General features: G+C 61.9%; 23 protein-coding genes. 6 read left to right on the plus strand and 17 right to left on the minus strand.

Annotated features, from left to right (window positions below):
- Nucleotides 1-56: 56 nt before the first annotated feature.
- On the plus strand, nt 57-1,763 hold the full coding sequence (locus tag SB753_RS04985; protein WP_410799622.1) for a GMC family oxidoreductase: 1,707 nt from the start codon (nt 57-59) through the stop codon (nt 1,761-1,763).
- Here SB753_RS04985 and SB753_RS04990 read toward each other — a convergent pair.
- The 6 genes from SB753_RS04990 to SB753_RS05015 all read right to left on the minus strand — a co-directional run bounded on the left by SB753_RS04990 (nt 1,760) and on the right by SB753_RS05015 (nt 8,119).
- Nucleotides 1,760-3,187 carry an aldehyde dehydrogenase family protein gene (locus tag SB753_RS04990; protein ID WP_410799282.1) on the minus strand — a complete coding sequence of 476 codons (1,428 nt, stop codon included), beginning with the start codon at nt 3,185-3,187 and terminating at the stop codon, nt 1,760-1,762. The genes SB753_RS04985 and SB753_RS04990 overlap by 4 nt on opposite strands.
- Before the next feature lie 29 nt (nt 3,188-3,216).
- Nucleotides 3,217-4,011: an ABC transporter permease gene (locus tag SB753_RS04995; protein ID WP_087753552.1), complete on the minus strand. Its 795-nt coding sequence runs from the start codon at nt 4,009-4,011 to the stop codon at nt 3,217-3,219.
- The gene (locus SB753_RS05000) at nt 4,008-4,919 is read right to left on the minus strand and encodes an ABC transporter permease (protein WP_204521849.1); all 912 of its coding nucleotides are present in this window, start codon (nt 4,917-4,919) and stop codon (nt 4,008-4,010) included. The genes SB753_RS04995 and SB753_RS05000 overlap by 4 nt, the downstream gene beginning before the upstream one ends.
- A complete protein-coding gene (locus SB753_RS05005) occupies nt 4,916-6,265 on the minus strand; it encodes an NAD(P)/FAD-dependent oxidoreductase (RefSeq protein ID WP_410799283.1) in 1,350 nt (449 codons plus the stop codon). The genes SB753_RS05000 and SB753_RS05005 overlap by 4 nt, the downstream gene beginning before the upstream one ends.
- Before the next feature lie 3 nt (nt 6,266-6,268).
- Complete coding sequence (locus SB753_RS05010; protein WP_408411801.1) at nt 6,269-6,979, minus strand: HAD-IA family hydrolase; 711 nt, start codon at nt 6,977-6,979, stop codon at nt 6,269-6,271.
- Nucleotides 6,980-7,042: 63 nt separating this feature from the next.
- Complete coding sequence (locus SB753_RS05015; protein WP_410799285.1) at nt 7,043-8,119, minus strand: ABC transporter ATP-binding protein; 1,077 nt, start codon at nt 8,117-8,119, stop codon at nt 7,043-7,045.
- 100 nt (nt 8,120-8,219) lie between these two features.
- On the opposite strand from SB753_RS05015, the gene SB753_RS05020 reads away from it, so the two are divergent.
- Nucleotides 8,220-9,191, plus strand: coding sequence for a LysR family transcriptional regulator (locus SB753_RS05020; RefSeq protein ID WP_087753557.1), 972 nt, complete (start codon nt 8,220-8,222; stop codon nt 9,189-9,191).
- A gap of 109 nt (nt 9,192-9,300) precedes the next feature.
- On the opposite strand, the gene SB753_RS05025 is transcribed toward SB753_RS05020, so the two are convergent.
- The 9 genes from SB753_RS05025 to SB753_RS05065 form a co-directional block, all read right to left on the minus strand.
- Nucleotides 9,301-9,627 carry a hypothetical protein gene (locus tag SB753_RS05025; RefSeq protein WP_088174228.1) on the minus strand — a complete coding sequence of 109 codons (327 nt, stop codon included), beginning with the start codon at nt 9,625-9,627 and terminating at the stop codon, nt 9,301-9,303.
- 92 nt (nt 9,628-9,719) lie between these two features.
- Complete coding sequence (locus SB753_RS05030) at nt 9,720-11,279, minus strand: DHA2 family efflux MFS transporter permease subunit (protein ID WP_410799287.1); 1,560 nt, start codon at nt 11,277-11,279, stop codon at nt 9,720-9,722.
- Nucleotides 11,280-11,358: 79 nt separating this feature from the next.
- Nucleotides 11,359-12,600: an HlyD family efflux transporter periplasmic adaptor subunit gene (locus tag SB753_RS05035; protein ID WP_410799288.1), complete on the minus strand. Its 1,242-nt coding sequence runs from the start codon at nt 12,598-12,600 to the stop codon at nt 11,359-11,361.
- A 36-nt stretch (nt 12,601-12,636) separates the two neighbouring features.
- The gene (locus SB753_RS05040; RefSeq protein WP_410799289.1) at nt 12,637-14,163 is read right to left on the minus strand and encodes an efflux transporter outer membrane subunit; all 1,527 of its coding nucleotides are present in this window, start codon (nt 14,161-14,163) and stop codon (nt 12,637-12,639) included.
- Between the two features lie 50 nt (nt 14,164-14,213).
- A complete protein-coding gene (locus SB753_RS05045) occupies nt 14,214-14,651 on the minus strand; it encodes a MarR family winged helix-turn-helix transcriptional regulator (RefSeq protein WP_410799290.1) in 438 nt (145 codons plus the stop codon).
- Nucleotides 14,652-14,843: 192 nt separating this feature from the next.
- Nucleotides 14,844-15,131 carry a DUF1330 domain-containing protein gene (locus SB753_RS05050; protein WP_020066583.1) on the minus strand — a complete coding sequence of 96 codons (288 nt, stop codon included), beginning with the start codon at nt 15,129-15,131 and terminating at the stop codon, nt 14,844-14,846.
- A 148-nt stretch (nt 15,132-15,279) separates the two neighbouring features.
- Nucleotides 15,280-15,828 carry an RNA polymerase sigma factor gene (locus SB753_RS05055; RefSeq protein WP_410799292.1) on the minus strand — a complete coding sequence of 183 codons (549 nt, stop codon included), beginning with the start codon at nt 15,826-15,828 and terminating at the stop codon, nt 15,280-15,282.
- 156 nt (nt 15,829-15,984) lie between these two features.
- Nucleotides 15,985-16,755, minus strand: coding sequence for an HD domain-containing protein (locus tag SB753_RS05060; protein ID WP_410799293.1), 771 nt, complete (start codon nt 16,753-16,755; stop codon nt 15,985-15,987).
- Nucleotides 16,756-16,786: 31 nt separating this feature from the next.
- Nucleotides 16,787-17,443 carry an HD domain-containing protein gene (locus tag SB753_RS05065; RefSeq protein ID WP_410799624.1) on the minus strand — a complete coding sequence of 219 codons (657 nt, stop codon included), beginning with the start codon at nt 17,441-17,443 and terminating at the stop codon, nt 16,787-16,789.
- 194 nt (nt 17,444-17,637) lie between these two features.
- Between SB753_RS05065 and SB753_RS05070 the strand changes: the two genes are divergently transcribed.
- The 3 genes from SB753_RS05070 (at nt 17,638) to SB753_RS05080 (ending at nt 20,065) form a co-directional block, all read left to right on the plus strand.
- Nucleotides 17,638-19,050: a PLP-dependent aminotransferase family protein gene (locus SB753_RS05070; RefSeq protein ID WP_410799295.1), complete on the plus strand. Its 1,413-nt coding sequence runs from the start codon at nt 17,638-17,640 to the stop codon at nt 19,048-19,050.
- Nucleotides 19,051-19,169: 119 nt separating this feature from the next.
- The gene (locus SB753_RS05075; RefSeq protein WP_087753566.1) at nt 19,170-19,586 is read left to right on the plus strand and encodes a cupin domain-containing protein; all 417 of its coding nucleotides are present in this window, start codon (nt 19,170-19,172) and stop codon (nt 19,584-19,586) included.
- 23 nt (nt 19,587-19,609) lie between these two features.
- Nucleotides 19,610-20,065 (plus strand): carboxymuconolactone decarboxylase family protein, encoded by a 456-nt coding sequence (locus SB753_RS05080; protein ID WP_088174220.1) that lies wholly within the window; start codon nt 19,610-19,612, stop codon nt 20,063-20,065.
- Between the two features lie 54 nt (nt 20,066-20,119).
- Here SB753_RS05080 and SB753_RS05085 read toward each other — a convergent pair whose 3' ends face one another.
- Both SB753_RS05085 and SB753_RS05090 read right to left on the minus strand, forming a co-directional pair.
- Nucleotides 20,120-20,827, minus strand: coding sequence for a pirin family protein (locus SB753_RS05085; protein ID WP_410799625.1), 708 nt, complete (start codon nt 20,825-20,827; stop codon nt 20,120-20,122).
- 93 nt (nt 20,828-20,920) lie between these two features.
- On the minus strand, nt 20,921-21,685 hold the full coding sequence (locus tag SB753_RS05090) for an SDR family NAD(P)-dependent oxidoreductase (RefSeq protein ID WP_410799297.1): 765 nt from the start codon (nt 21,683-21,685) through the stop codon (nt 20,921-20,923).
- 157 nt (nt 21,686-21,842) lie between these two features.
- Here SB753_RS05090 and SB753_RS05095 point away from each other — a divergent pair, with 157 nt between their 5' ends.
- Nucleotides 21,843-22,760, plus strand: coding sequence for a LysR family transcriptional regulator (locus tag SB753_RS05095; protein WP_408474554.1), 918 nt, complete (start codon nt 21,843-21,845; stop codon nt 22,758-22,760).
- Nucleotides 22,761-22,872: the final 112 nt, after the last annotated feature.

A 22,872-nucleotide genomic window follows, 5' to 3' on the forward strand; every position in this document is an offset into this window, starting at 1 on the left:
TGGATCGCACCGATCGCATTTACAGCCACGAGCCCCACAGTCTTTATCTATCCAACGTGATCGATTATCTGATTCTTGGCGGCGGATCGGCGGGCTGCGTGCTCGCTGCGCGTCTTTCCGAAGACGCCGGCAAGACCGTGTGCCTCGTCGAAGCGGGTCGCGACATCTCGCAGGCGACAATGCCAGCCGACATTCGCAGCCGCTATCCCGGTCGCGCCTACCTCGACAGCACGAACATCTGGCAGCAATTGAAAGCGCGCATGAGCGCGCCTGCCGCATTGCGCCGCTATGAACAGGCGCGGCTGCTCGGTGGCGGCTCCGCGATCAACGCATTAATGGCCAACCGCGGCGCGCCCGCCGATTACGACGAATGGCAAGCACTCGGCGCGCAGGGCTGGAACTGGCAAACGTGTCTACCCTACTTTCGCAAGCTCGAAACGGACCACGATTTCGGCAATTCCAGCGACGTCAGTATCAGCGCCCTGCACGGCGCGAGCGGCCCGCTGCGCATTCAGCGCACTGCGTGGCCGCGCATCTCGCCGTTCGTGAAAGCCGTGCTCGATACGTTGAAACATGATTATCCGTTGCGCGCCGATCAGAACGGCGCGTGGGAAGACGGCACCTTCATCGGGTCGATCGCAGTAAGCGCGGGCGGCGAACGCATACCCACGTCCGTTTGCTATCTGGACGAAGCCGTGCGCGCGCGATCCAACCTCGCCGTTTGCACCCACGAGACCGCCGAACGCATTCTGTTCGACGGACGGCGTGCGGTCGGCGCACGCATGATCCGGCCGGACGGTACGCATCACGACATTCGGGCCGGCTGCGTGATCGTGTGCTCCGGTGCCATTCACTCGCCGGCGCTGTTGCTGAGAAGCGGTATCGGTCCCGCTGACGAGCTTGCCGCACTGGGCATCGACGTGCTCGCACATCGCGAAGGCGTGGGCCGCAATCTGATGGAGCATCCGTCTATTGCGGTGTCCGCCTATCTGCCTCGCGCGGCACGCACGCCCTTTCGTCACGAGCATCACGAACAGGCAATCGTGCGCTTTTCGTCGGGCTTGCCCGGCACCGTGCCGGGCGACATGCACGGCGCAATACTGTCGCGCTCGGGCTGGCACTCGGTCGGCTACCGTCTCGGCACGATGTTTTTCTGGGTCAACAAATCGTATTCGCGTGGACGATTGAAACTGAAATCGTCGAGCGCGTTCGACGAACCCGAGGTCGACTTCGCCATGCTGTCCGATGCGCGCGATCTCGAACGGCTGAAGCTCGCGCTGCGGTTGGGCGCACACACTCTGTCCGCGCCGCCGATGGCCGCGCATCTCGGCACAGTATTCCCGTCGAGCTATTCACCGCGGGTCGCAGCCGTTGCAGTGCCAGGCGCATGGAACGCGTTGCAGCGCGGCGCGCTGAGCTTGCTGCTCGATATCGCCGGCCCGTTACGGGCGTCGCTCGTGCGGCGCGTGGTGACTCAAGGGGTGACGCTGAACGAACTGCTCGCCGACGACACCGCGCTCACGCAGTTCGTCACGCGCTCCGTGGGCGGCACCTGGCATCCGTCGGGGACCTGCCGCATGGGCGCCGCCGACGATCCGCTCGCTGTCGCCGATGCGCGCGGCGCAGTCTACGGCGTCGAACATCTATACGTGTGCGACGCGTCGTTGATGCCGTCGATTCCGTGCGCCAACACGAACGTGCCAACCATCATGATCGCCGAGCGCATTGCCGACCTGCTGCGCGGCCGTTCGAGTGGCTCCTAATCGCCGTAGCCGACGATACCCTTCACTTCGAGAAACGCCTCGAGGCCCCACTCGCCGTACTCGCGGCCGTTGCCTGACTGCTTGTAGCCGCCGAACGGCGAGCCTGGGTCCCACGACGGATAATTCACATAGACGCTGCCCGCGCGCAGACGGAACGCCACACGCCGGGCGCGCGCCAGGTCCGCCGACTGCACGTAGGCAGCGAGGCCGAATGGCGTATCGTTCGCGATTGCAATGGCATCTTCGTCGTCGCGATACGGGATGATCGCGAGAACGGGACCGAAGATTTCCTCGCGCGCAATCGTCATCGACGGGTCCACGTTCGCGAACACCGTGGGCCGCACGTAGTAGCCGCGCATCAAACCGTCGGGCCGCCCGGGGCCTCCCGCCGCCAGTTGCGCGCCTTCCTCGACGCCCTTTTCGATCAGCCGTTGCACGCGAGCATATTGCACGTGGCTGACGACCGGGCCCATCGTCGTCGTTTCGTCGTCCGCGGGACCCACGCGATGCGCGGCCGCCGCGCGCTGTGCAATGCGCACGGCCTCTTCGTGCCGCGCTGCCGGCACGAGCATGCGCGTCGGCGCGTTGCACGACTGGCCGCTGTTGCTGAAGCACGAGTTCACGCCCGACGTCACAGCCGCTTCGAAGTCGACATCGTCGAGAAGAATGTTCGCCGACTTCCCGCCCAGCTCCTGATGCACCCGCTTGACGGACGGTGCGGCGAGCTTTGCGATTTCGACGCCCGCCCGCGTCGATCCTGTGAACGACACCATGTCGACGTCCGGATGGCTGCACAGCGCGGCGCCGACAGTCGGGCCATCGCCATTCACGAGATTGAACACGCCGGGCGGCACACCGGCTGCGTCGAGAATCTCGGCAAACAGCACGGCGTTGAGCGGCGACACTTCGCTCGGCTTGAGCGCCATCGTGCAGCCGGCCGCGATCGCGGGAGCAACCTTGCAGACTATCTGATTGATCGGCCAGTTCCATGGCGTGATCAACGCGACCACGCCGACCGGCTCATGATTGACGAGCGTCGTCCCTTTCTTGCGCTGCCATGCGAACGTCTCGCACGTTCGGAGCAGTTCTTCGAGGTGACGCTTGCCGAGCGCGGCCTGCCACGCATGCGAAAGCGCTTTCGGCGCGCCAATCTCGCGCGAGATGATGTCGGCCATGTCGTCGTAGCGCGCCATATAGGCGTCGAGTATCCGGCGGATCAGCGCGATCCGCCCGGTAGGCCCGATCTGCGAGAACGACTCGAACGCGCGCTTCGCGGCGGCCACGGCGCGCTCGACATCGTCTGCATTGCCTAGCGCGACTTCAGCGAAGACTTCTTCCGTGCAAGGATCGACCACGGGCAGACGTGCGGTGCCCGACGGCTCGACCCAGGCGCCGTCGATATAAAACTTCAGTGCGTTCGACATCCGCTTCCCATAGAGAGAGTTCAAAGACATCACGCCCGCGCCGCCGAAGAACGGCGGCTCACGACGACGATCATCACGAGACACAACGTCAACGCGGTCAGCATCGTACTGATCGCGGCGATGGTGGGATCGATCTCGTCGCGCAGCGTGACGAACATGCGGCGCGTGAGCGTCTGGTTCGTGCCGCCCGAGATGAACAATGCAACCACTGTTTCGTCGAGCGCCTGAATGAAGACGAACACCGCACCCGAAATCACGCTCGCCTTGATCTGCGGAAGCGTCACCGCAAGAAAGCTGCGCAGGCGATTCATTCCGAGGCTGCGCGCGACCATCTCCTGCGTGCGGTCGAACGTGCGCAAATCGGCGCCCACAGAAATCAGCACATAGGGCAGGCCGAGCATCGTATCGGCGACGATCAGGCCGCCCAGCGTATTCACATAACCGGCCTGCGTGAATACGAAAAACACGCCCACCGCGACGATGATGATCGGCACCATCAGCGGCAACATGAGCAGCGTGCGCAGATAGCGCATCGACCAGTGCGTGCCGTGCTGGATCGCATAGGCCGCGGCGATGCCGAGCGGCGTCGCGAGCACCGCTGCGCATACGGACGCCACGAGCGTCGTGCGAGCCGCGTCGATCCACGCGGGATTGTCGAAGAACGCGTGATACCAGCGCAACGAATAGGCGGGCGGCGGGAACGTCATGAAGCGCGTGTCGGAGAACGACAGCGGCACGACGATCAGCACCGGCAGCATTAGAAACACGAGAATCAGCACGACGAGTACGCCGAGCACGACTCTGCCGAACGGGATCTTGTTCATTTCGCGCCCAGGGTCTTTTCCAGGGGAATCACGCGGCTCGCGGCATAGAAAATCGCGAACACGCAGAGCAGCAGCACGACACTGACCGCGCTCGCAGCGCCCCAACTGTTATAAATCTCGACGTTGCGACTCACCACCATCGACACCATGATGGACTTGCCCCCGCCCATCAGTTCGGGCGTGATGTAAAAACCGAGGCACAGTACGAATACCAGCGTCGCGCCTGCCACGACGCCGCTCATCGATAGCGGCAGGAACACGCGCCAGAACACGTGCAGCGGCGAGCCGCCGAGACTGGCGCCGGCCTGCGAAAGATTAGCGGGGATTTTCTGCATCGCCGAATACAGCGGCAGCACCATGAAAGGCAGCAGAATGTGCACCATCGCGAGAATGGTGCCGAACTGGTTATACGCAAGTTGCACCGGACGATCGACAAGACCCGTCGCAAGCAGCGCCTTGTTGATGAGGCCGGTGCGCTGCAGCAGCACGAGCCACGCATAAGTACGCACGAGCACGCTGGTCCAGAACGGCAGGATCACCATGCCGAGTATCAGCGCACTCCATCGCGGCGATACCGACGCCGCAAAGTACGCAACCGGATAGCCCAGCAGCAACGTCACGCCCGTCACGATGACGCTGAGTTTGAACGTCATGAGGAACGTGTCGAGATAGGTGCCCGTGAAAATGCGCCGGTAATTGACAAGCGTAAAGCCGCCGTCATGCCAGATGGACTGCCACGACAGCCATGCAAGCGGCACCACCAGGAGCACGACCACGACGAACAATGCGGGCGCGAGCAGCAGCAGCATCGCGCGGTCTTCGCGTTGCTGGTGGCGCACCGACGGGTCCGTGGCAACTGTTTGCATCAGGGCGGGGTCCTGGAGAATCCGTTTGGCTGTCGTCATCATGCACCCACGGCGTCGAGAAACTGGTACCACGCGGCAACGACGCGAACGCCGGGCGCGCGCAGCGAATGGAACGGCACGGGCCGCAAGCCTTGCTGGCCGAGCAACGCGAGCTCAGGCGTCTCGCCGAGTGCGAGTGCTGCGGCATGCTGGCCAAGCAGGCTCGCCATCGCGACGCCCGCTCCGTTATACCCCAGACAAAAGGTCGTGGCGTCGTCGCTGCGGCCAACATGCGGCAACGCATTGAACGTCATGCCGACATAGCCGGACCACTGATATTCGATACGCAGATCCGCGAGATCGGGAAATAGCGCGACCATCGCGCGTTGCAACGCGTCGAAGCCGGTCGCCTGGCCTTCCTTGCCGAACGCGTCGCGCCCGCCGAACAGCATACGGCCGTCGACCTTGCGAAACCACTTCATCATGCGCCGCGTTTCCGTATAGCTGCGGCGCTGCGTCATGAGCCGATTATCGAGTTCGGCGGGCAGGCGTTCCGTCGCAATCATCGCGCTGCGAAACGGCACGAGTTCACGCTGATAGGCAGCGGTCGCGGACGTGAGATCGGAGTACGCGTTGGTCGCGACAATGACTTGTCTCGCGCGCACCGTGCCGCCGGGCGTTCGCAGCACGACGCCGGCAGGCCCGCCTTGCGAACGCGTCATTTCGACAACCGGCGTGGCTTCGTAAATCGGCACGCCGCGCGCAGTGAGGCCTCGCGCGAGCCCGTACACGTATTCGAGCGGCAAAATCGTGCCTGCATCCGCGCTCAATACGCCGCCCACAAACTCGCTCGATCCTGTCTCGCGCCTCACTTCTTCGGGCGACTGCACTGTCATCGACGTGTCGCCCAACTGCGTCCGCACCCAGTCGGCTTCCGCACAGATCGCGGCGAACGCGCGGTCGGTGTGCGCGCAACGCAGGCTGCCTGTGTGCTCGAAGTGCGCTCGTTCGAGCTTGAACTCGTCGACGAACGATTCGACCACTCGCACGCCGTCGTGCGCGAGCCGGTGCATGCGCTTCGCGGTATCCAATCCGTGCAGCTTGTCGATCTGCGGAAACGACAAACGGAACTTCGACGACACCACCCCGCCGTTGCGCCCGCTCGCGCCCCAACCGACCGGGTTCGCATCGAACACGGCGCAATCGACGCCGCGCTTTTGCAGCGCGTACGCGGCCGACAGGCCCGAATAACCCGCGCCGATCACGGCCACGTCGACCGCCAGATCGCGCGCGAGCGGCGCGCCCGTGCTCACGGGCGGCTGCCGTTGCGCTGAGCGGGCGGCCATCGCCCGCCATAGCGAGTCGGGCTGCGGCCGCTGCGAATCGTTGTGGAGGGCGGGCGCGAGCATGGCTTAAGCAGCGCGCGCTTCGGCTTCGACCGCGTCAGCGAGCGCGCCGAGCGTTGCGAATTTGAACGTGGGCGCGGTGACGGCTTCGGGCACCGGCGTCGCGCCGAAACCCTTCATGCCCTGGCGTCGCTCGATCCAGCAGGTCGAGTAACCCAGCTTCGTCGCGATGCCGATGTCGTGATACTGGCTCTGCGCGGTGTGAAGGATCTCGTTGAACTTGAAGCCGAATGCCGCCTGACGTCCGCGGTTATAGGCAAAGAACTGCGGGTCAGGTTTCGCGACGCCCGTTTCGTCACAGCACACGGTGTCGTCGAAAGGGTCGCCCAGGGTATGTGCGTAGGCCGACAACGCGACGCGGTCCGCGTTGGTCATCGCGACGAGGCGATAATGTTTGCGCAGGCGCTTCAGGGCCTCGACCGAGTCTTCGAACGCGGGCCACTCCAGCACGTCGCGCTGGAAGGCCGCCGCGGATTGCGCGTCGTCGGGCAGGCCCAACTCGCCGGCAAGATACAGATACACGTTCGCCATTTCGTGGCTCGAACGACCCGGATACTTCGCGCGTCCGCGCATATACGGCTCGAAGATCTGGTCGTCGGTGAGATCTTTCGCCGCCGCGCCGCCAAGGCGCCGCACGGACGTAAGCACGCCCTGTTCGAAGTTGATCAGCGTGCCGACGACGTCGAACGTCAGGACCTTGAAATCGGTGAGCTTCATTGCATCATCCTTTTGCGGGTTGCGTTAAATTCGTAAGACGTATGCCCGGGCGGGCGGGGAGAGTCAGGCGGGCACGACGATCGTGTCCTGCGGATCGAGCACAACGGTCATCTGTTCGCCCGGTGACGGAATGCGGCTCCGTGCGTTGTGATTGCCGGGCTGGCGCAGACTGATCGAGGTGCCGTCAGCCAGTGTCGCGAACACGCGCAGGCTTTCTCCCTGGTACAGCACTTCGGTCACGCGGCACGAGAGCCGGTTGGCGGCAGGCTCTGCCGGACGGGCGTCGATCACGAGCTTTTCTGTCTGCACGGCAAGCAGCAAACGCTCGCCGCGCGGCAACGGGTGCGCGGTTCGCAACACCGCGTCGCCGAGGCGTACGGCGTCGTCGCCTGCGCGGCGCACATCGAGCAGCGTCGCCTCGCCTATAAAGCTCGCGACGAACGCGTCGCAAGGCCGGTCATAAAGACGCTCGGGTGTATCGATCTGCACGAGCTTGCCGTTCTTCAATACGGCCACGCGATCGCTCATGGTCAGCGCTTCGCGCTGGTCATGCGTCACGTAGACAATCGTCGCGCCGAGCTTGCGATGCAGACGCCGCAACTCGATCTGCATCGTTTCGCGCAGCTGCTTGTCGAGCGCGGAAAGCGGCTCGTCCATCAGGATCAGTTGCGGCTCGAAGACCATTGCTCTTGCAAGCGCGACGCGTTGACGTTGACCGCCGGAAAGCTGGCTGATGCCGCGGGATTCATAGCCGCTCAGTTCGACCATCGCGAGCGCGTCGGCCACTTTCGCCGCCCACCCCGCTTTCGGATCGCGGCGCGCGCGCAGCGGGAACGCGACGTTCTCGCCCACCGTCATGTGCGGAAAAAGCGCGTAGTTCTGGAACACGATGCCAATGTTGCGTTTGTGCGGCGGCGCAAATGTAATGTCCCGCTCGCCGACCCACACCGAGCCGGAACTCGGCTGAACAAAGCCGCCGAGGATGCCGAGCAGCGTCGTCTTGCCCGACCCGGACGGTCCGAGCAGCGACACGAACTCGCCTGGCTCGATGTCGAGCGAGACGTCGTCCAACGCGATTACGGGTCCATAGCGCTTCGCTGCCGACCGGATGGAGACTCCTGTTTTCGCTCGTGCGTCCATTGCGTTTGCTCTCGCTGAAGGGCCTGCATTAGGGAAAATATAGGTGTCAAACTTTTTGGCGGCAATTCCCAAATTGTTGGATCGGGCATAACATCAAGTCATGCCGAATCTACGCAAAAAACTGCCGAGCGCGAATGCGCTGTTCGTCTTCGAGGCTGCCGCTCGTTGCGGCAACTTCACGCGTGCCGCGCAAGAACTCTATGTGAGCCAGCCTGCCGTGAGCCGTATGCTCGCCCGCATGGAAGATCACATTGGAGTGCGCCTCTTCGAGCGCGTGCGCGGCGGCATTGAACTCACCGAAAGCGGGCGGATTCTGTACACCAAGATCTCCGAAGGATTCAACGGCATAGAAAGCGCGATACGTGAAATAGAAGCGCGTGCTACGGGCGTGGAATCGGTCACGCTGTCGGTATCCACGGGATTTACGACGCACTGGCTGATGCCGCGCATGAGCCGCCTGAACGAAGCGTTCCCGTCAATCGATCTGCGGTTTCAGCTCATTTCCGGGCGCATTGGTGGACCGCTTGTCGATGTCGATCTGGGCATGCGCTTCATGCACGCCGGCGACATCGACGAAAACAGCGTGCTGGTTATGCCCGAAACCCTGTTGCCCGTGTGCAATCCACGCTATCAGGAAACGTCGCTCACAGACGCCGGCCGTGAGCACGGCGACACGGTCATCGTGATGGACGACGAAGAGCGCGGCTGGCACCACCGTTTCGGAGCGTTCGAGCAGCACGGCCGGCGCGTGGCGAGCATGCTCAGCTTCAACGACTACGCGATCGTCGTGCAGGCGGCACTGCTCGGCCAGGGCATCGCGCTTGGCTGGCTGAACGTGGTGTCGCACTGGCTGTCGCAACGCGCACTCGTCCCCGCTGAAGAAGAAATCCTCGTGACCAATAGGCGCTGCTGTCTGGTGTCGCCCGCGAACCGGCCTTTGCGGCCCATCGTCGCGAACGTGCGCGACTGGATCGTCGAGGAAATGCGGGCCGATTTACGCACGTTGGAGAGCGCGTACCCGCAATTGGGATTGCGCGGGGCGTTCAAGGAATGCGGCGTCGCTATCGTTTGACGGAAGGTAATGCGCTGCCGCGGCCACGTCGCTGTATGAGAACAAGTGGTGCGCGGAAACTCCGGAATCGCCTGCGAGCAGCGAGACAACGCGACGGACCAACCGCAGATCAAAGCCCGTTTTTCATCGTGTGCATCAAGTCGCCGAACGACTGACGCGTATTGACCGCATTGACGATGTCAGCCAGAAACCAGGGAAGAATCAACTGCGTGCCGGGATCGGTGACACCGACGCTCAGCGCCGGCGGCCTTGCGACCGGCGCGGCTGCCGTGGCTGGCTTTGCGCCCTGATAAGCGGACGAGGTGCGAGTTTCGGTGGTAGCCGAAACGTGTGAGGCGACTGGCTCGCCGGGCGGCGGCCACGCCGACGAACAGCCGGCCAACAGCATAGTGGCGACGGCAATAACGGCAGTAGCGGCAACGTAGAAGGGCTTCATGATCAACTCCAGCCTACGTTATTTGGACAAAACTGCCTGGCGGGAAGTTCGTCGACTTAGGCACGACGAATGGCGCGTGGGCGTGCCAGTTCCTAGTGCCCCGCTGCAGCGGCCGCCGCGGCATTCGTCTTGCCCGGCTTCGTCACCCAGATCAACGGAATGATCAGTACGAAGATCACAGCCGACAACCAAAAAATGTCGTTGAGTCCAAGCATGGCGGCTTGGGTGTTCATCGAGTGTTCGAAGAAAGCCATCGCTTGAGACCGGCTTCCTCCCAAAGCAGCTTGCGCCGAATCCAGTGCCGTAGTGAAAACAGGGTTGGTGACGCCCGTCTGCTCAGCCAGTCTCGCGTGATGCAAGATGGTGCGATCGTTCCAGCCGGTTGCGGCAAGAGACGTTCCCACTGCGCCCGCAAACACCCGCACGAAATTCGACAAGCCCGCGGCGGCAGGAATCTTCTCAGGCGCGAGGCCGGAAAGAATGATGGCGGTCAGCGGCACGAAGAACAATGCGGTCGGTATGCCCTGCAACAAGGTGGGCAATACGAGCGTCCAGGTATCCACGCCGGTCGTGTAGTGCGAACGCATGAAAAACACGCCCGCAAAGCCGACAAAGGCCAACGTTGCGAGAACGCGCGCATCCGAGCGCGGCATGATCTTCGCCATCACAGGGGCAAGGATCACGGCGAATATCCCGAGCGGCGCCGTGGCGAGACCTGCATCGACGGACCGGTAGTTCAGGTAACCCTGCATCCACTGCGGCAGCAAGACGAGGTTGGAGAAAAACACCGCATACGCAACCGAAATCGCAACGGTGCCGCCAAGAAAATTGCGGCCGCCGAACAGCCTCAGATCGATGACCGGGTTCTTCTCGGTCAGCTCCCAGATCACGAAGAATGCAAAGCTGATCCCTGCAAACACAGTCAACGCCACGATTACCGGGGAATTGAACCAGTCGAGGTCCTTACCCTTGTCGAGCATGATCTGCAGCGAAGCGACCCACGCGATCAACGAGATCAGCCCGATCTTGTCGATCGACGAACGCTTCGTTGGGGACTCGCGCGTGCGGTAGATCGCCCATGTCACACCCGCAGCAAAAAGCCCAACCGGAATGTTGATGTAGAAGATCCACGACCACGAATAGCTGTCCGTAATCCAGCCACCGAGCGCAGGCCCTGCAATCGGGCCGACAGTCGCTGTCATTGCCCACAGCGCCAACGCATGCGAACTCTTCTCCTTCGGATACGAGCCCAGCAGAATGGCCTGCGAAAGCGGAATCAACGGGCCCGCTACCGCGCCTTGCAAAATGCGCGCGGCGAGCAGAACCGGCAGATTCGGTGCTATTCCACATAGCCACGAAGACATGACGAACAACAATATCGCCCAGACGAAAAGCTTGATCTGCCCGACACGCTGCGTGAGCCAACCCGTCAACGGAATCGAAATTGCGTTGGCTGCGGCGAAGAGCGTGATCACCCATGTTCCTTCATCGACCGATACGCCGAGGTTGCCCGCGATAGTCGGGATAGCCACGTTCGCAATCGAGGAGTCGAGCACATTCATGAACGTGGCCAGCGCTACGGCAAGCGTTGCGAGCACAAGCTTGCCGCCCGTCAAAGGCGGAAGCGCTGCAGGTCGCGTCGATTGATTCATTTCATCACCTGTTGAAGGTCGCTAATATCTGACTCGTCAGCTAATTGCACAAAAAAAATGGAAAGCACTCGTCGTGTATTCAGCCTGCTTTGCGCGTCGCACTCTTTTGCACGCCAGCCGTTGCGGCTGTGCGCGCCATCGGCATGTTCTGCGCGATGATCCGGGCGATCTCCGCATCTGCATCCGCGCCGTACTGCGCAAACACATCGGTGCGATAGGTAGTATTCACCGCGGCACCGAGTTGGGTTCCCGACTGGTCGCGAGTTTCGACTTCGACCTGCATTGACAATCCGATCCGCAGCGGATGTGCGTCCAGTTCCTTCTGATCGAGCTGGATACGCGCGGGCAGACGCTGTACGACTTTGATCCAGTTGCCGGTCGCATTCTGTGCGGGCAGTACGGCGAACGCCGAGCCTGTTCCCGCAGATAAGCCGACCACGCGGCCGTGGTATTTGACGCTCGAACCATAGACATCGGCGGAAAGCGTGACCGGCTGGCCGATACGCATGCGCCTGAGTTGGCTTTCCTTGAAGTTCGCATCGACCCACACCTCGTTGAGGGGGACGATCGCCATCAACGGCGTGCCGGGCGCGACTCGTTGACCGACCTGTACAGAACGTCGTGCCACATAGCCGGTCACCGGAGCAGGCAAGGTGTTGCGCGCGTAGTTCAGATAGGCGTCGCGTACTTTGGAAGACGCCGCCAGAACGTTCGGATGCTGTTCGATCGACGTGCGGTCGGTCAGCGCATGGTTTGCTTCGGCCTGCTGACGCGCGGCGTCGAGCGCGGCCTGCGCGGCGCTGACCGCATCGCGCGCGTGTGCCACGTCCTCGCCGGACACCGCGCCGGTTTCCGCGACCGCCTGACGTCGCTTCAGATCACTGACGGCGCGCGCGAGATCGGACTCGCGCTGCGCGACCGTTGCCGCGTAGTAGTCGTTGTTCACATAAAGACCGCTGACTTGCCGCACGGTCTGCCCCAGCGTTGCTTCGGCATTGGCAAGCGCGTCTCTGGCATCCGCGTTGTCGAGCGTCACGACCGGCACACCTTGCTTGACGATCTGAGTATCGTCGGCGTTCACTGCAACGACGGTGCCGCTGACCTGCGGCGTCAGTTGCACGAGATTGCCGCTGACGTATGCATCGTCGGTAGCCTCGTGATACTGACCGGTCGTCACGTAATACACGCCGTACGCTGCGCCGGCTGCCACTATCGCGGCGGCCAGCAACGCGAGCAGCAACTTGCGCCGCATAGTGCCTTGCGTTTGTTGGGGTTGGTCTGCGTCCGCCTTCGCTCGGTCGGCGTTGATGCTATCGCTCATTGTGTGACTCCTGACAGGATCTGAAATACGTCGCGCTCAACGCACGGCGACGACTGGATTGGGTTTGACTGCAGGCGCGGCACCGGCACTCTGCCGAGCGGCGTCGGTATCGGCACCGGCATTGTCGGAATAGCCGCCGCCCAGCGCCGCTGCCAATGCGATCTGCTGATCACGCCGGTTCATCTTCAGATTCGCGACCTGCTCGTCGGCTTGAAGCGCTGTGGTATCGGCGTTCAATACCGTGAGTTGATTCGCGAGTCCCGCCTTGTATTGCACAAGCGCCAGTTGATCGGCGCTGCGGGCGGCTTCCTGCGCGGCTAGCGCGTCGCCGAGCTGCTCGTCGGTGGAACGGATCTGCGCGAGTTGAGTGGCAACTTCGGACAGCGCGGTGACGAGCGTCTGGTTATATGAAGCGACGGCGTAGTCGAAATCGGCATAGCGGCCTTTAAGTTGCGCCCGCAACTGACCGCCGTCGAAAATCGGCAGATGGATCGCCGGACCCACCGATGCCGTGCGGCTCGCCGCGGTGAGGAAGCGGCCGAAGCCAAACGCGTCGAGGCCGATAGCTGCACTCAGGTTGATGTCGGGATAGAACTCGGCCTTGGCCTCCTTTACGTCGTGCACGAGCGCGTCGACACGCCATTTAGCGGCGACCAGATCCGGGCGCCGGCTGACGAGGTCAGCGGGCAGATTGGCCGGCAGACGCACTTCATCGCCGATACCCAGCGACGGGCGAGCAATTGCAAGACCTCGGTCAGGTCCTGCGCCGAGCAATGCGGCAAGTTGATATCGCGTGGTGAGAATGCTGCCGTCCAGCGACGCCAGCGCGGCCCGGCTGCTGGCGAGGTTCGCCTGCGCGGTCTTGCGCTCGACCTGCGTGTCGAGTCCAGTTGCAATCCGGCCGGCCGTAATTCGGTCAATCTGTTCGCGCTGCGTCACTTCCTGCTGCGCGATGTCGCGCAACGCAAAGAGACGAGCAAGCTGGTTATACGCGCGCGCCGTGGCGGATGTCAGCGAGAGTCTGACGACTTCCGCATCGGCCTTGCTTGCTTGCAACTGCGACAGCGAGGCTTTCAGGGCTTCGCGATTCTTGCCCCACAAATCCAGGTCATACGATGCGGACAGCAAACCCTTGTTCTCCGATTGCCATGACCCGCCGTACGGAGGCGGCACGAGTGCCGTGCTCGAATACTGCTGCCGCGTGAACGAGTAAGTCGCCCCGACTTGCGGCATCGTGCTCGCCTTCGCCGTCTCGCTGTAAGCAGCGGCGGCGGCAACGCGTGCGCGCGCCTGTTCGATCGACGGGTTGCCTTTCAATGCTTCCTCTAACAGCGCCTTCAGTTGGGCGTCGCCGAACTGATCGGCCCAGTCGACGGCGGGCCACTGACCGCTGTCAGCAGGAATGCTTTGCTGCGTCGCATAGGTATCTGGCGTCGCAAGCTGCTTCTCGCTCGAGATACCTGCATAGTTTGCGCAGGCCGATAGCACTGCCGCGAAGATCACCGTCATGCCGGATTTCGCAATTCGCGTTCCGATCATTCGTCGATTTAACTGTCTACTCATTTTCTGACCTGTCAGATATATGGACAAAAAATTTTGTGCGAACGCTTCGCTCAATCTTCGAGAAACTTGAACAGCAGACGGCGCAGCTCACGGAATTCGGCCTTGGTGAATTTCTTCAGCCGCTTGTTCAGCACGACCGGCACCCTGTCGGGCAGGTGGTCTGCCACTGCTTCGCCCTTCTTCGTCAGCTTCAGGTTGACGACCCGGCGATCTTCAAGACTGCGGGAGCGCTGAAGCAAACCTTTCGTTTCGAGTTTGTCGAGCATGCGCGTCATCAGGCCGGTGTCTATACCGAGCAACGTGGACAGTTCGAACGGAGTGCTCGCAATGTCCTGACGCATGGACAGAAGAATACCCATTTGCTGGGCCGTGATGTCGAGATCCTTGAGTTCTGCGTCTATCTCCGTCACCAGAAGGTTGCGCGCCTTGTTGATGGCGAATCCCACGCTCTCGGTCACGGTGAAATTGTCGCTCGTGTAGTGGTTCATCTTTGCTCCTTGCCTGGAGAGCAATATATCTGCATTGTCAGATATCTCCAAGCTCGATGCTGGACATCAATGTTTCAAATATTGCGCTAACCGGAGACTCCCGGTCCTGCCGCGAAGAGGAATTGCCGCGTGCCCGCGTCATTCGCGGGCGGGGTCGCGCTCAATTCAATGGGCCGGGCATCGTCGCCCTTCTTACACGCCTTCGACGAGAACGGCGCGATAGCGCGCGCCTTTGAACCGGTGCTGCGCGACTTCCTGATATTCGGGACCGTCGTACCAGGCACGCGCTTCCGCAGTGGACGGAAACTCAACGATCACGACACCCTCTGGCGCTTCGCCTTCCAGAACCTGTTGAGGTCCATAGGCAGCGAGAATCTTGACGGGATGGCCTTTGAAAGTGGCGCCGACCTTGCTCTGATAAATGTCGAGTTCCTGCTGGTCCTGCGTGCTTTCCTTCGTGAAGACGATATATGTGGCCATGACATACGCTCCTGCGTTGGTGGGAAGGTGCGTACGATGATGCCATGAAATCGCATCGTGCTTCGGCGTACAGCGTCGCTGCCAGGCGGTCCGTCATACTGGCATTGCTTATCCGCGATGGTGGCGCCTGGCGCAACCGCGTTACGCGTCATCGCGTCGCTCGCCCGGGCGTGAATGACCGAGCGTCGGCAGTCGAGCTTTGCATAAATTGAGCCCCAATGGTCTGCCGCGCGCGCAAAAGCCGGCTCATGACGGTGCCGATCGGCACGCCGACCACTTTGGCCGCTTGCGAACAGCTGAGCCCTTCAACCGCGACCAGTAGCATCACGATCCGTTGCGCTTCCGGCAAACGCTCGACGGCCGCGATAATCAGATCGAGGCCGTCTCCCGGATCGCGCTCACGGGAATCGCGCACGGTAACTGGAAAGTCGTTATCGCACTCCGTGATCGAACGGCTTGGCAGCTTGCGCGTGCGCAGTTCCTCGATCCACGTGGAATGAATAACAAAGAACATCCAGCTCAGCGGCGCAGTGCCGGGCTCTAACTGCTCGGCGCGCTCGAGTCCCCGCGCACAGGCGCGCTCAAGTACGCGCTCTGCGTCATGCCGGTTACGGCACAGGCGAATAGAGAACGCCCAAAGGCGCGGAAGCATGCCTGGCAGAAGACTGTGGAACTTCCCGGCATCTGCTGTTGGCATGATCTACTGGGTGAAAACGGGTTACCGGACGACGCGCCCGCCGGGAACCGGCGATGATCAAGGGCCGACGGAAGTCGCGGTCGAACTGTGCCGCGACCACCGCGACGACCGCAACCAACGCAACCAACGCAACCAACGCAACCAACAATGCGCCGGTCATTTTCCAGTAGCCCAATGCGAGTTGCGCATCAGCTTGCTGAAGTCTCTGCGGACGAAACCAGGGTCCTTGTAGGCCATGACATCGGCCAGACCTGTTCCCTGCGTGGTCTCCGGACGATGCTTGAGGCTATCGTAGAGGGCCTGCATGAAGTCCTCAGCGAATTGCGGCGGATGCGGATGAGCCGCCTCGACGGCGCTCCGCTGAGCGTCTGTGAAGTCGTCATAGCCTGCGCCCACGAGATCCATGTTGGCGCCTTCGGCAACCAGTGCGGCCATGGGGAACAGATTTGCGGAAATTCCATTGGTCGTGTGCAATGCAATCGCAAGCCAGACCATCTGGCTATTGGCCTCGGAAACGCCGTGACTTCGCAAAAAGTCACGTGCCGCGTTCGCGCCATCCACTTCATAGCGCAAGTGGCTTTGCCCATAGCCGGCCGTCAGGCCGAAATCATGGAACATGGACGCAACGTAGAGAAGTTCCGGGTCGAACGCGAGACCTTTGCGCTTTCCTGCCAGGGCAGCCCAATAATAGACACGCGTGGAATGCTGAAACAGAAAATCGCCCTCCGATTCGCGAATGAGTTTTGCTGCGTCGCGCGCCAATTTGCTGTCGGGGATTTTTACGCCAGAAACCTCGTCGCCGGCATTCGCCGTGGATTGATTGAACGTGGGCTGCGCTTGCGCGTGCGCGTCGAGGGTCGGGACCATTCCCCCAACCGCAAGAGCAACAGCGGCGCAAATTGCAGCGACAGTACTGCGGGACTTCATGATGTTCTCCTTCTCGCAAAGAAATGCACCCTTAGCGGGTAGTTCGCTGTTCCCAATTCGAGTTGAGAATGATGCTGCAAACGTTCGTTCGCACGAATTCCGGGTCCTTGTAGGCGAGGAAGTCGTCGTTGAATGTGCCGAACGTGCTGCCCGGGCGATGCTTCATACCGTGATAGAAAGCATCGATGATGCTGTTTGCAAAACCGGGATCTCGGGGATACGCAGCAATCACCGCGTCGCGCTCTTCGTCGGTGAACTGTTCAAAGCCGCGCCCCGCTACGTCCATTCCTGCGCCTGCCTGCAACAGGGCAATTTCTCCGTGCATGTGTTCCGGGATGCCAGGCGTCGTGTGCAAGGCGACGGCATTCCAGACCTTGTCGATATCCGCCTCGGCGATGCGGTGGCTTCGCAGAAAATCCCGCGCGGCGTTCGCGCCATCCACTTCGAAGCGAAGCTGGCTCTCGTGATAGATCGACGTCAGGCCAATGTCGTGGAACATAGCGGCGACATAAAGCAACTCCGGATCGAAGATCACGCCTTTGCGTTCTCCGAGCAATGCGCCCCAGAGATACACGCGAGCGGAGTGCATAAACAGCAATTCATCTTCCGTGTCCCGAACAAGCTCGGTGACCTCACGCGCCAATTTACTGTCAGGTATCTTCACGCTGGATTTTCCGTTCGTCTGCATCGCTCTTCTCCATTCATTCGGTCCTGCATTTACGGGCACCTGGCAACGGCTGCTGCCTGTCGCTGGCTCGCGCACCGACTGCGTACTTCAATGAAATCGCCACTGTCGAGCGGCTGTATAGGGAGGAAGTTACGCTCCTATCGGGCCACAATACAGACCCAAGATTGACGATTCTGGATGTACCATTGAAGGCTATGACGACGCTCCCAATTGGCCTGGATCGCTCCGCGAGCACATCGCTGTCCACACAAATCTACGGCGCGATTCGACACGCCATAGAGACGGGGCAGCTTGCCGCCGGCGCACGGCTGCCATCGTGGCTGGATCTGGCCGCGCAGATCGGCGTCTCGCGAGGCACGGTCCGTGTGGCCTATGAACGTCTGATCGATGAGCAGTTCGCGGTCGCTTGTGGAGCGGCCGGCACCCGGGTTGCCGAGCGGCCGCCCTTGCCTGCATCGCCCGCGCGGTCACCGGAAGCGCCGCCGTTTCCCGATCTGTTCCACGCATTCGGCGCGGCTCCATTGGCTTTTCAAATGGGTGTGCCTTCCGAGGACGCCTTTCCTTTCAAGCTATGGTCGCGTGTACTCACGCGCGCGGCGCGGCGGGCTGCGGCTGCGCCGGTCGGCTACCCTGATCCGCGGGGCGATCCGGACTTCCGGAAGGAAATTGCAGCCTATCTGGGCGTAGCACGAGGCTTGCGGTGCAGTCCGTCACAGGTTCTCGTCACTGCGGGATTCTCGGCAGCACTCGGCCTCGCGATCAGGGGACTCGGTGTTGAAGGCAAAGAAGCATGGCTGGAAGATCCGGGTTTTCCGCTCACGCGTACCGCGCTCGATCTGGCAGGAATGACTGTGAGAGCCATTCCAGTCGATGCAGACGGACTCGACGTGGAAGCCGGCATCCGGAGTTCTGCTGAAGCCGCTCTGGCGGTCGTAACACCGGGCCAGCAGGCGCCCCTCGGAATGGCCATGTCGCTCCCCAGGCGGCTAGCGTTGCTCGCATGGGCTCGACGAAACGGCGCATGGATCATCGAAGACGATTACCTCAGTGAGCTCCAGTTGAAGGGTCGCGCAGCGCCGGCCTTGGCATCGCTGGATCCAGACGGACGGGTGTTGCATATCGGCAGCTTCAGCAAGACTATTAGCCCGGCGCTCCGACTTGGCTTTCTGGTGGTCCCGGTTGAAATGGTTCGCCGTTTTGGCGACATCGCAGCGTGCCTGATGCCGGCACCGGGGTCGTTCGTGCAACACGCCGTGGCAGAGTTTCTGCGCGATGGGCACTATCTTCGGCACCTTCGGCATATGAAGCGCCTTTACGCCACGCGGCGCGATAGCCTGCTTCGTTGTCTCAACGAGTTGGCGCCGGACTCGATAAGAGTGCATGCGGCTGCGGGCACGGCCATCGTGACCACGCTTCCCCGCTCTACATCTGACGTAGACGTTGCCATGCGAGCACTGCAATCCCGCCTGGCGCCTGCGCCTTTGTCGCCTTGGTATCTCCAGTCTTCTGGCCCACAGGGCTTATTGCTGAGCGTGACCAACCTGGATGAACGCAAGATGGTCGAACACTGTCGCCGGCTGGTGGAAGTGGTTCGCAAGGGTAGCTAGGCGACAGGCAATGCGGGCTTGCTGCCCGCTGAATGGTACATAAAGAATGTTCATTCTTGGTGCTTTCTTGTGGTCCAGCCCGGACCCACAATGCGAGAACACCAAGGAGATGCAACATCATGAACATTCGATCTATCGCCGGTGCTGTCGCCGCAGGCATTGCTCTTTCCATTGCCGTACCGGCTACCGCGCATGACACGGCTGAGACCGTCACGCCCAACTTCCAGCACGCGATTCCCAACATCCCCGGCAAGTCGTTGATTGCGGTCGTTGTCGACTATGCGCCCGCCGCAGCGTCGCACGCACACGAGCATGCGAAGTCGGCTTTTATCTATGCATACGTCGTGTCGGGCGCCATCGAGTCGCAAGTCGACGACGGCCCGAAGCGGATCTACCACGCCGGCGAAAGCTTCTTCGAGGAGCCCGGCGCGGTTCACCGTGTCAGCCGCAATGCAAGCAAAACCAAGCCGGCGAAGTTGCTGGCGGTGTTCGTGGTGGACAGCAACGACAAGGCCCTGACCACCCCGGTCGAGTAATCAGTACATCAAGGAGTAAAAGTATGAGCATGCGTCTGGACTACAACCACATCGCACCTGCGGGCGCGAAAGCCCTCGGTGGTGTTTACGGCTATGTTCTGCAGAGCGGCCTCTCGCCTGTTCTCGTGGATCTGGTCTACCTTCGCGTTTCGCAGATCAACAACTGTGCGTACTGCCTCGACATGCATACACGCGATCTGCTGAAAAAAGGCGTGAAAGTCGAAAAGCTCGCGCTCGTACAGGCCTGGGCGGAAGCCGGCAACCTGTTCGACGAACGTGAGCGTGCCGCACTTGCGTGGGCCGAATCGGTCACACGCGTTGCACAGACCGGCGTACCCGACGAAGCCTACGAGGCAGCCCGTGCAGTGTTCGACGAGCGCGAACTGGTCGACCTCACGATCGCCATCGGACTCATGAACACGTATAACCGCATGGCGATCAGCTTCCGGAACACACCTCAGGCCGCAGTAGGACGGTGATAACGCTTCGCATCGCTGCGGACACATCAATCGGGACGCATCGCAACGGCGTCGTTACCCAACCAGTTCGACCATCACGATGTCGGTGTCGTCTCGCGCTGTCATCGTAAGCTGCGATTCGCCGGTAACCACGACTCCATCGCGTGGTGCGAGCCGAACCTCTCCCACGTCGAGGCGGCCGTGATCGGTAACCAGATACGCGTGGCCTGGCGGACGCAACACGTGATGCAGCGTTGCGCCTTCGCGTATCGTCGCGATGCGCACGCGAGCGTCGGCATTGATAGACAACGCGCCTGCACGCACGTCGTCCGGATCGCCGCTCGCCAGCGTGACGAAGCGGCCATCGCGACACTCGCGCGAACAGACACGCGTCGCCCAACGCGGCGTGCCACCCAGCGTGCGCGGGTGCAACCAGATCTGAAACAGCCGCGCCGGCGAACTCTCCTCGTTGCGCTCGGCGTGATGTACCGCGCAACCCGCGCTCATTGCCTGCACGGAGTCGGCGACCAGACGTGCCCGATTGCCGGCGTCGTCTTCGTGCGTAATTGCGCCTGAGCGCACCCACGTCACGATCTCGACTTCGCGGTGAGCATGAAGGCCGAAGCCCGAGTGCGCCGCGAACTCGTCGTCGTTCCACACGTAGAGCGCGCCGAGCGGCACATGACCGGCGCGTCCGCACCCGCCAAACTGGAAATGCAGCCGCGCTTCCAGCCAGTCGCGACTGATTACATCGAGCGACAGAAAAGGACGATGTTCGATCATGATGTGCCTGAGTTGGATCGCGCGCATACGTGTGCGCGCCGGTGCAATCGTCGAAGACTGCACCGGACGCGCCCTCGCGTGCTCAAGGACCGTTTAGACCTGCTGCTGGCCGCCGTCGACGAACAGCTCGGCGCCGTTCACGAAGCTCGCGTCGTCGGAGGCAAGGAACAGTGCCACGCTCGCGATCTCGGCAGGCTCGCCGAGGCGGCCCATCGGGATCTGGGCGGCCAGGTAATCGGCCAAGCCTTGTTGCTGCGCCGCGTCCGGGCCGGCGAGGTCGAGCAGGCCAGGGGTGCGGGTTGCGCCGGGGCTAAGCGTATTGACGCGGATGCCGCGGTCCTTGAGATCGAGAATCCAGCTGCGTGCGAAGGCGCGCACCGCGGCCTTCGAAGCTGAATAGACGCTGAATGCAGCCGTGCCCGAACTGCCAGCCGTCGAACCCGTGAGGATCACCGACGCACCTTGTGCGAGCAGCGGCAGTGCTTTTTGCACGGTGAACAGCACGCCCTTCACGTTGCGGTCGAAGGTGTCGTCGAACTGTTCTTCGGTGATGCTGCCCAGCGGCAGCATGGAACCGCCACCAGCATTGGCGAACAGCACATCGAGACGCCCCTTCTCCTGCTTGATCTGCGCGTACAGCGCGTCGAGTTCATCGAGCTTCGCAGAATCGACGCGCACGCCGGTCACGTTGCCGCCGGCTTCGCGAATTCCGTTCACTGCGGCGTCGAGTTCAGCCTGACGGCGACCGGTGATATAGACATGCGCGCCTTCTGCTGCAAAGCGTTGAGCAGTGGCGAGGCCAATGCCGCTCGTTGCGCCGGTGACCAGTGCAATCTTGTTGTCGAGTTTGCGTGCCATGGTGTTTCTCCTTCAATTCGATAAGTGGATGATGACTACGTCGGGAAAGTACGTGAGGTGTTTCGTGCTGCGATGTAAGGAGAATATCGACGCGGCCATCTTTTCGAAATAGAATTGATTGCAATCTAACGTTGCAAAAATGAAATGATGAGGCGAGATGGCGAAACTGCCTGATTTCGAGGGACTGGCGATGTTCGCGAAGGTCGCTGAGGAAGGATCGTTCGCGGCCGCCGCGCGCGCAGTGGGTGTGTCCGTTGCGACGGTGTCGCGCGGCGTCGCTCGCCTGGAAGACCGGCTGGGCGCGCGGCTTTTCAATCGCACATCGCGTCAACTGGCGCTCACCGAGTTCGGTCGGACAATCTGCGAGAAAGCTGGCCAGATTTACCGGCAGGCCGAGGAAGCCGAAAGTGCCGCCCGCGAGATGTCGGTGCAGCCGCGCGGGCTCGTGCGTCTGGCGGTGCCGATGTCGTTCGGGCTGCGCTGGGTCGCGCCGCTGCTGCCGGCATTTTTTCGCGCTTATCCGGAGGTGTCGATCGACCTGCATCTGTCCGATGCGCCGGTCGACCTGGTTGCTGACGGCTTCGACGCCGCGCTGCGCATCGCGGCACTGCCCGATTCGTCGCTGGTGGCGCGACGGATATGCGCGGTAACGCAATACGTAGTCGCGTCACCGGACTATCTGAAGCGTGAGGGACGGCCTATGCATCCACGCGAACTGGTGGACCGCCCCTGCCTTTCGTATGCGTATCGCGCGCGCAGCGATGTGTGGCGCTTCACGAACGAAGCGGGCGAGGAGGAACCGATCATGCCGATCGGTCCACTGCGCGTGACGAACTCCGACGCCCTGTTGCCCACGCTGCTCGATGGTCTGGCGATTGCGGAGTTGCCCGAGTTCATCGCTGGCGAATATCTGGCCGATGGCCGCCTGGAAGCAATCCTCACCGACTGGTCTTTGACGAAAGGCGGCCTTTACTTCGTCACGCCGTCGGCGCGCGCCCGACCCGCAAAAGTGAGCGCGCTGTCCGACTACTTCGCAGAACACCTTTCCGATCCGTCGTGGCGATGGCCGAAGTGATCTGCTGAACTGTTTTCATGTGGACTAACCGGACAGACGTTCATCATTGCATAGGTGCAACGACGCATCCGGGCTCGACATAGCTTTCGCCGAATACAATGCAAGACGAAGA

It is taken from the genome of Paraburkholderia sp. SIMBA_053, assembly GCF_046534895.1.
Classification (GTDB): domain Bacteria; phylum Pseudomonadota; class Gammaproteobacteria; order Burkholderiales; family Burkholderiaceae; genus Paraburkholderia; species Paraburkholderia caledonica.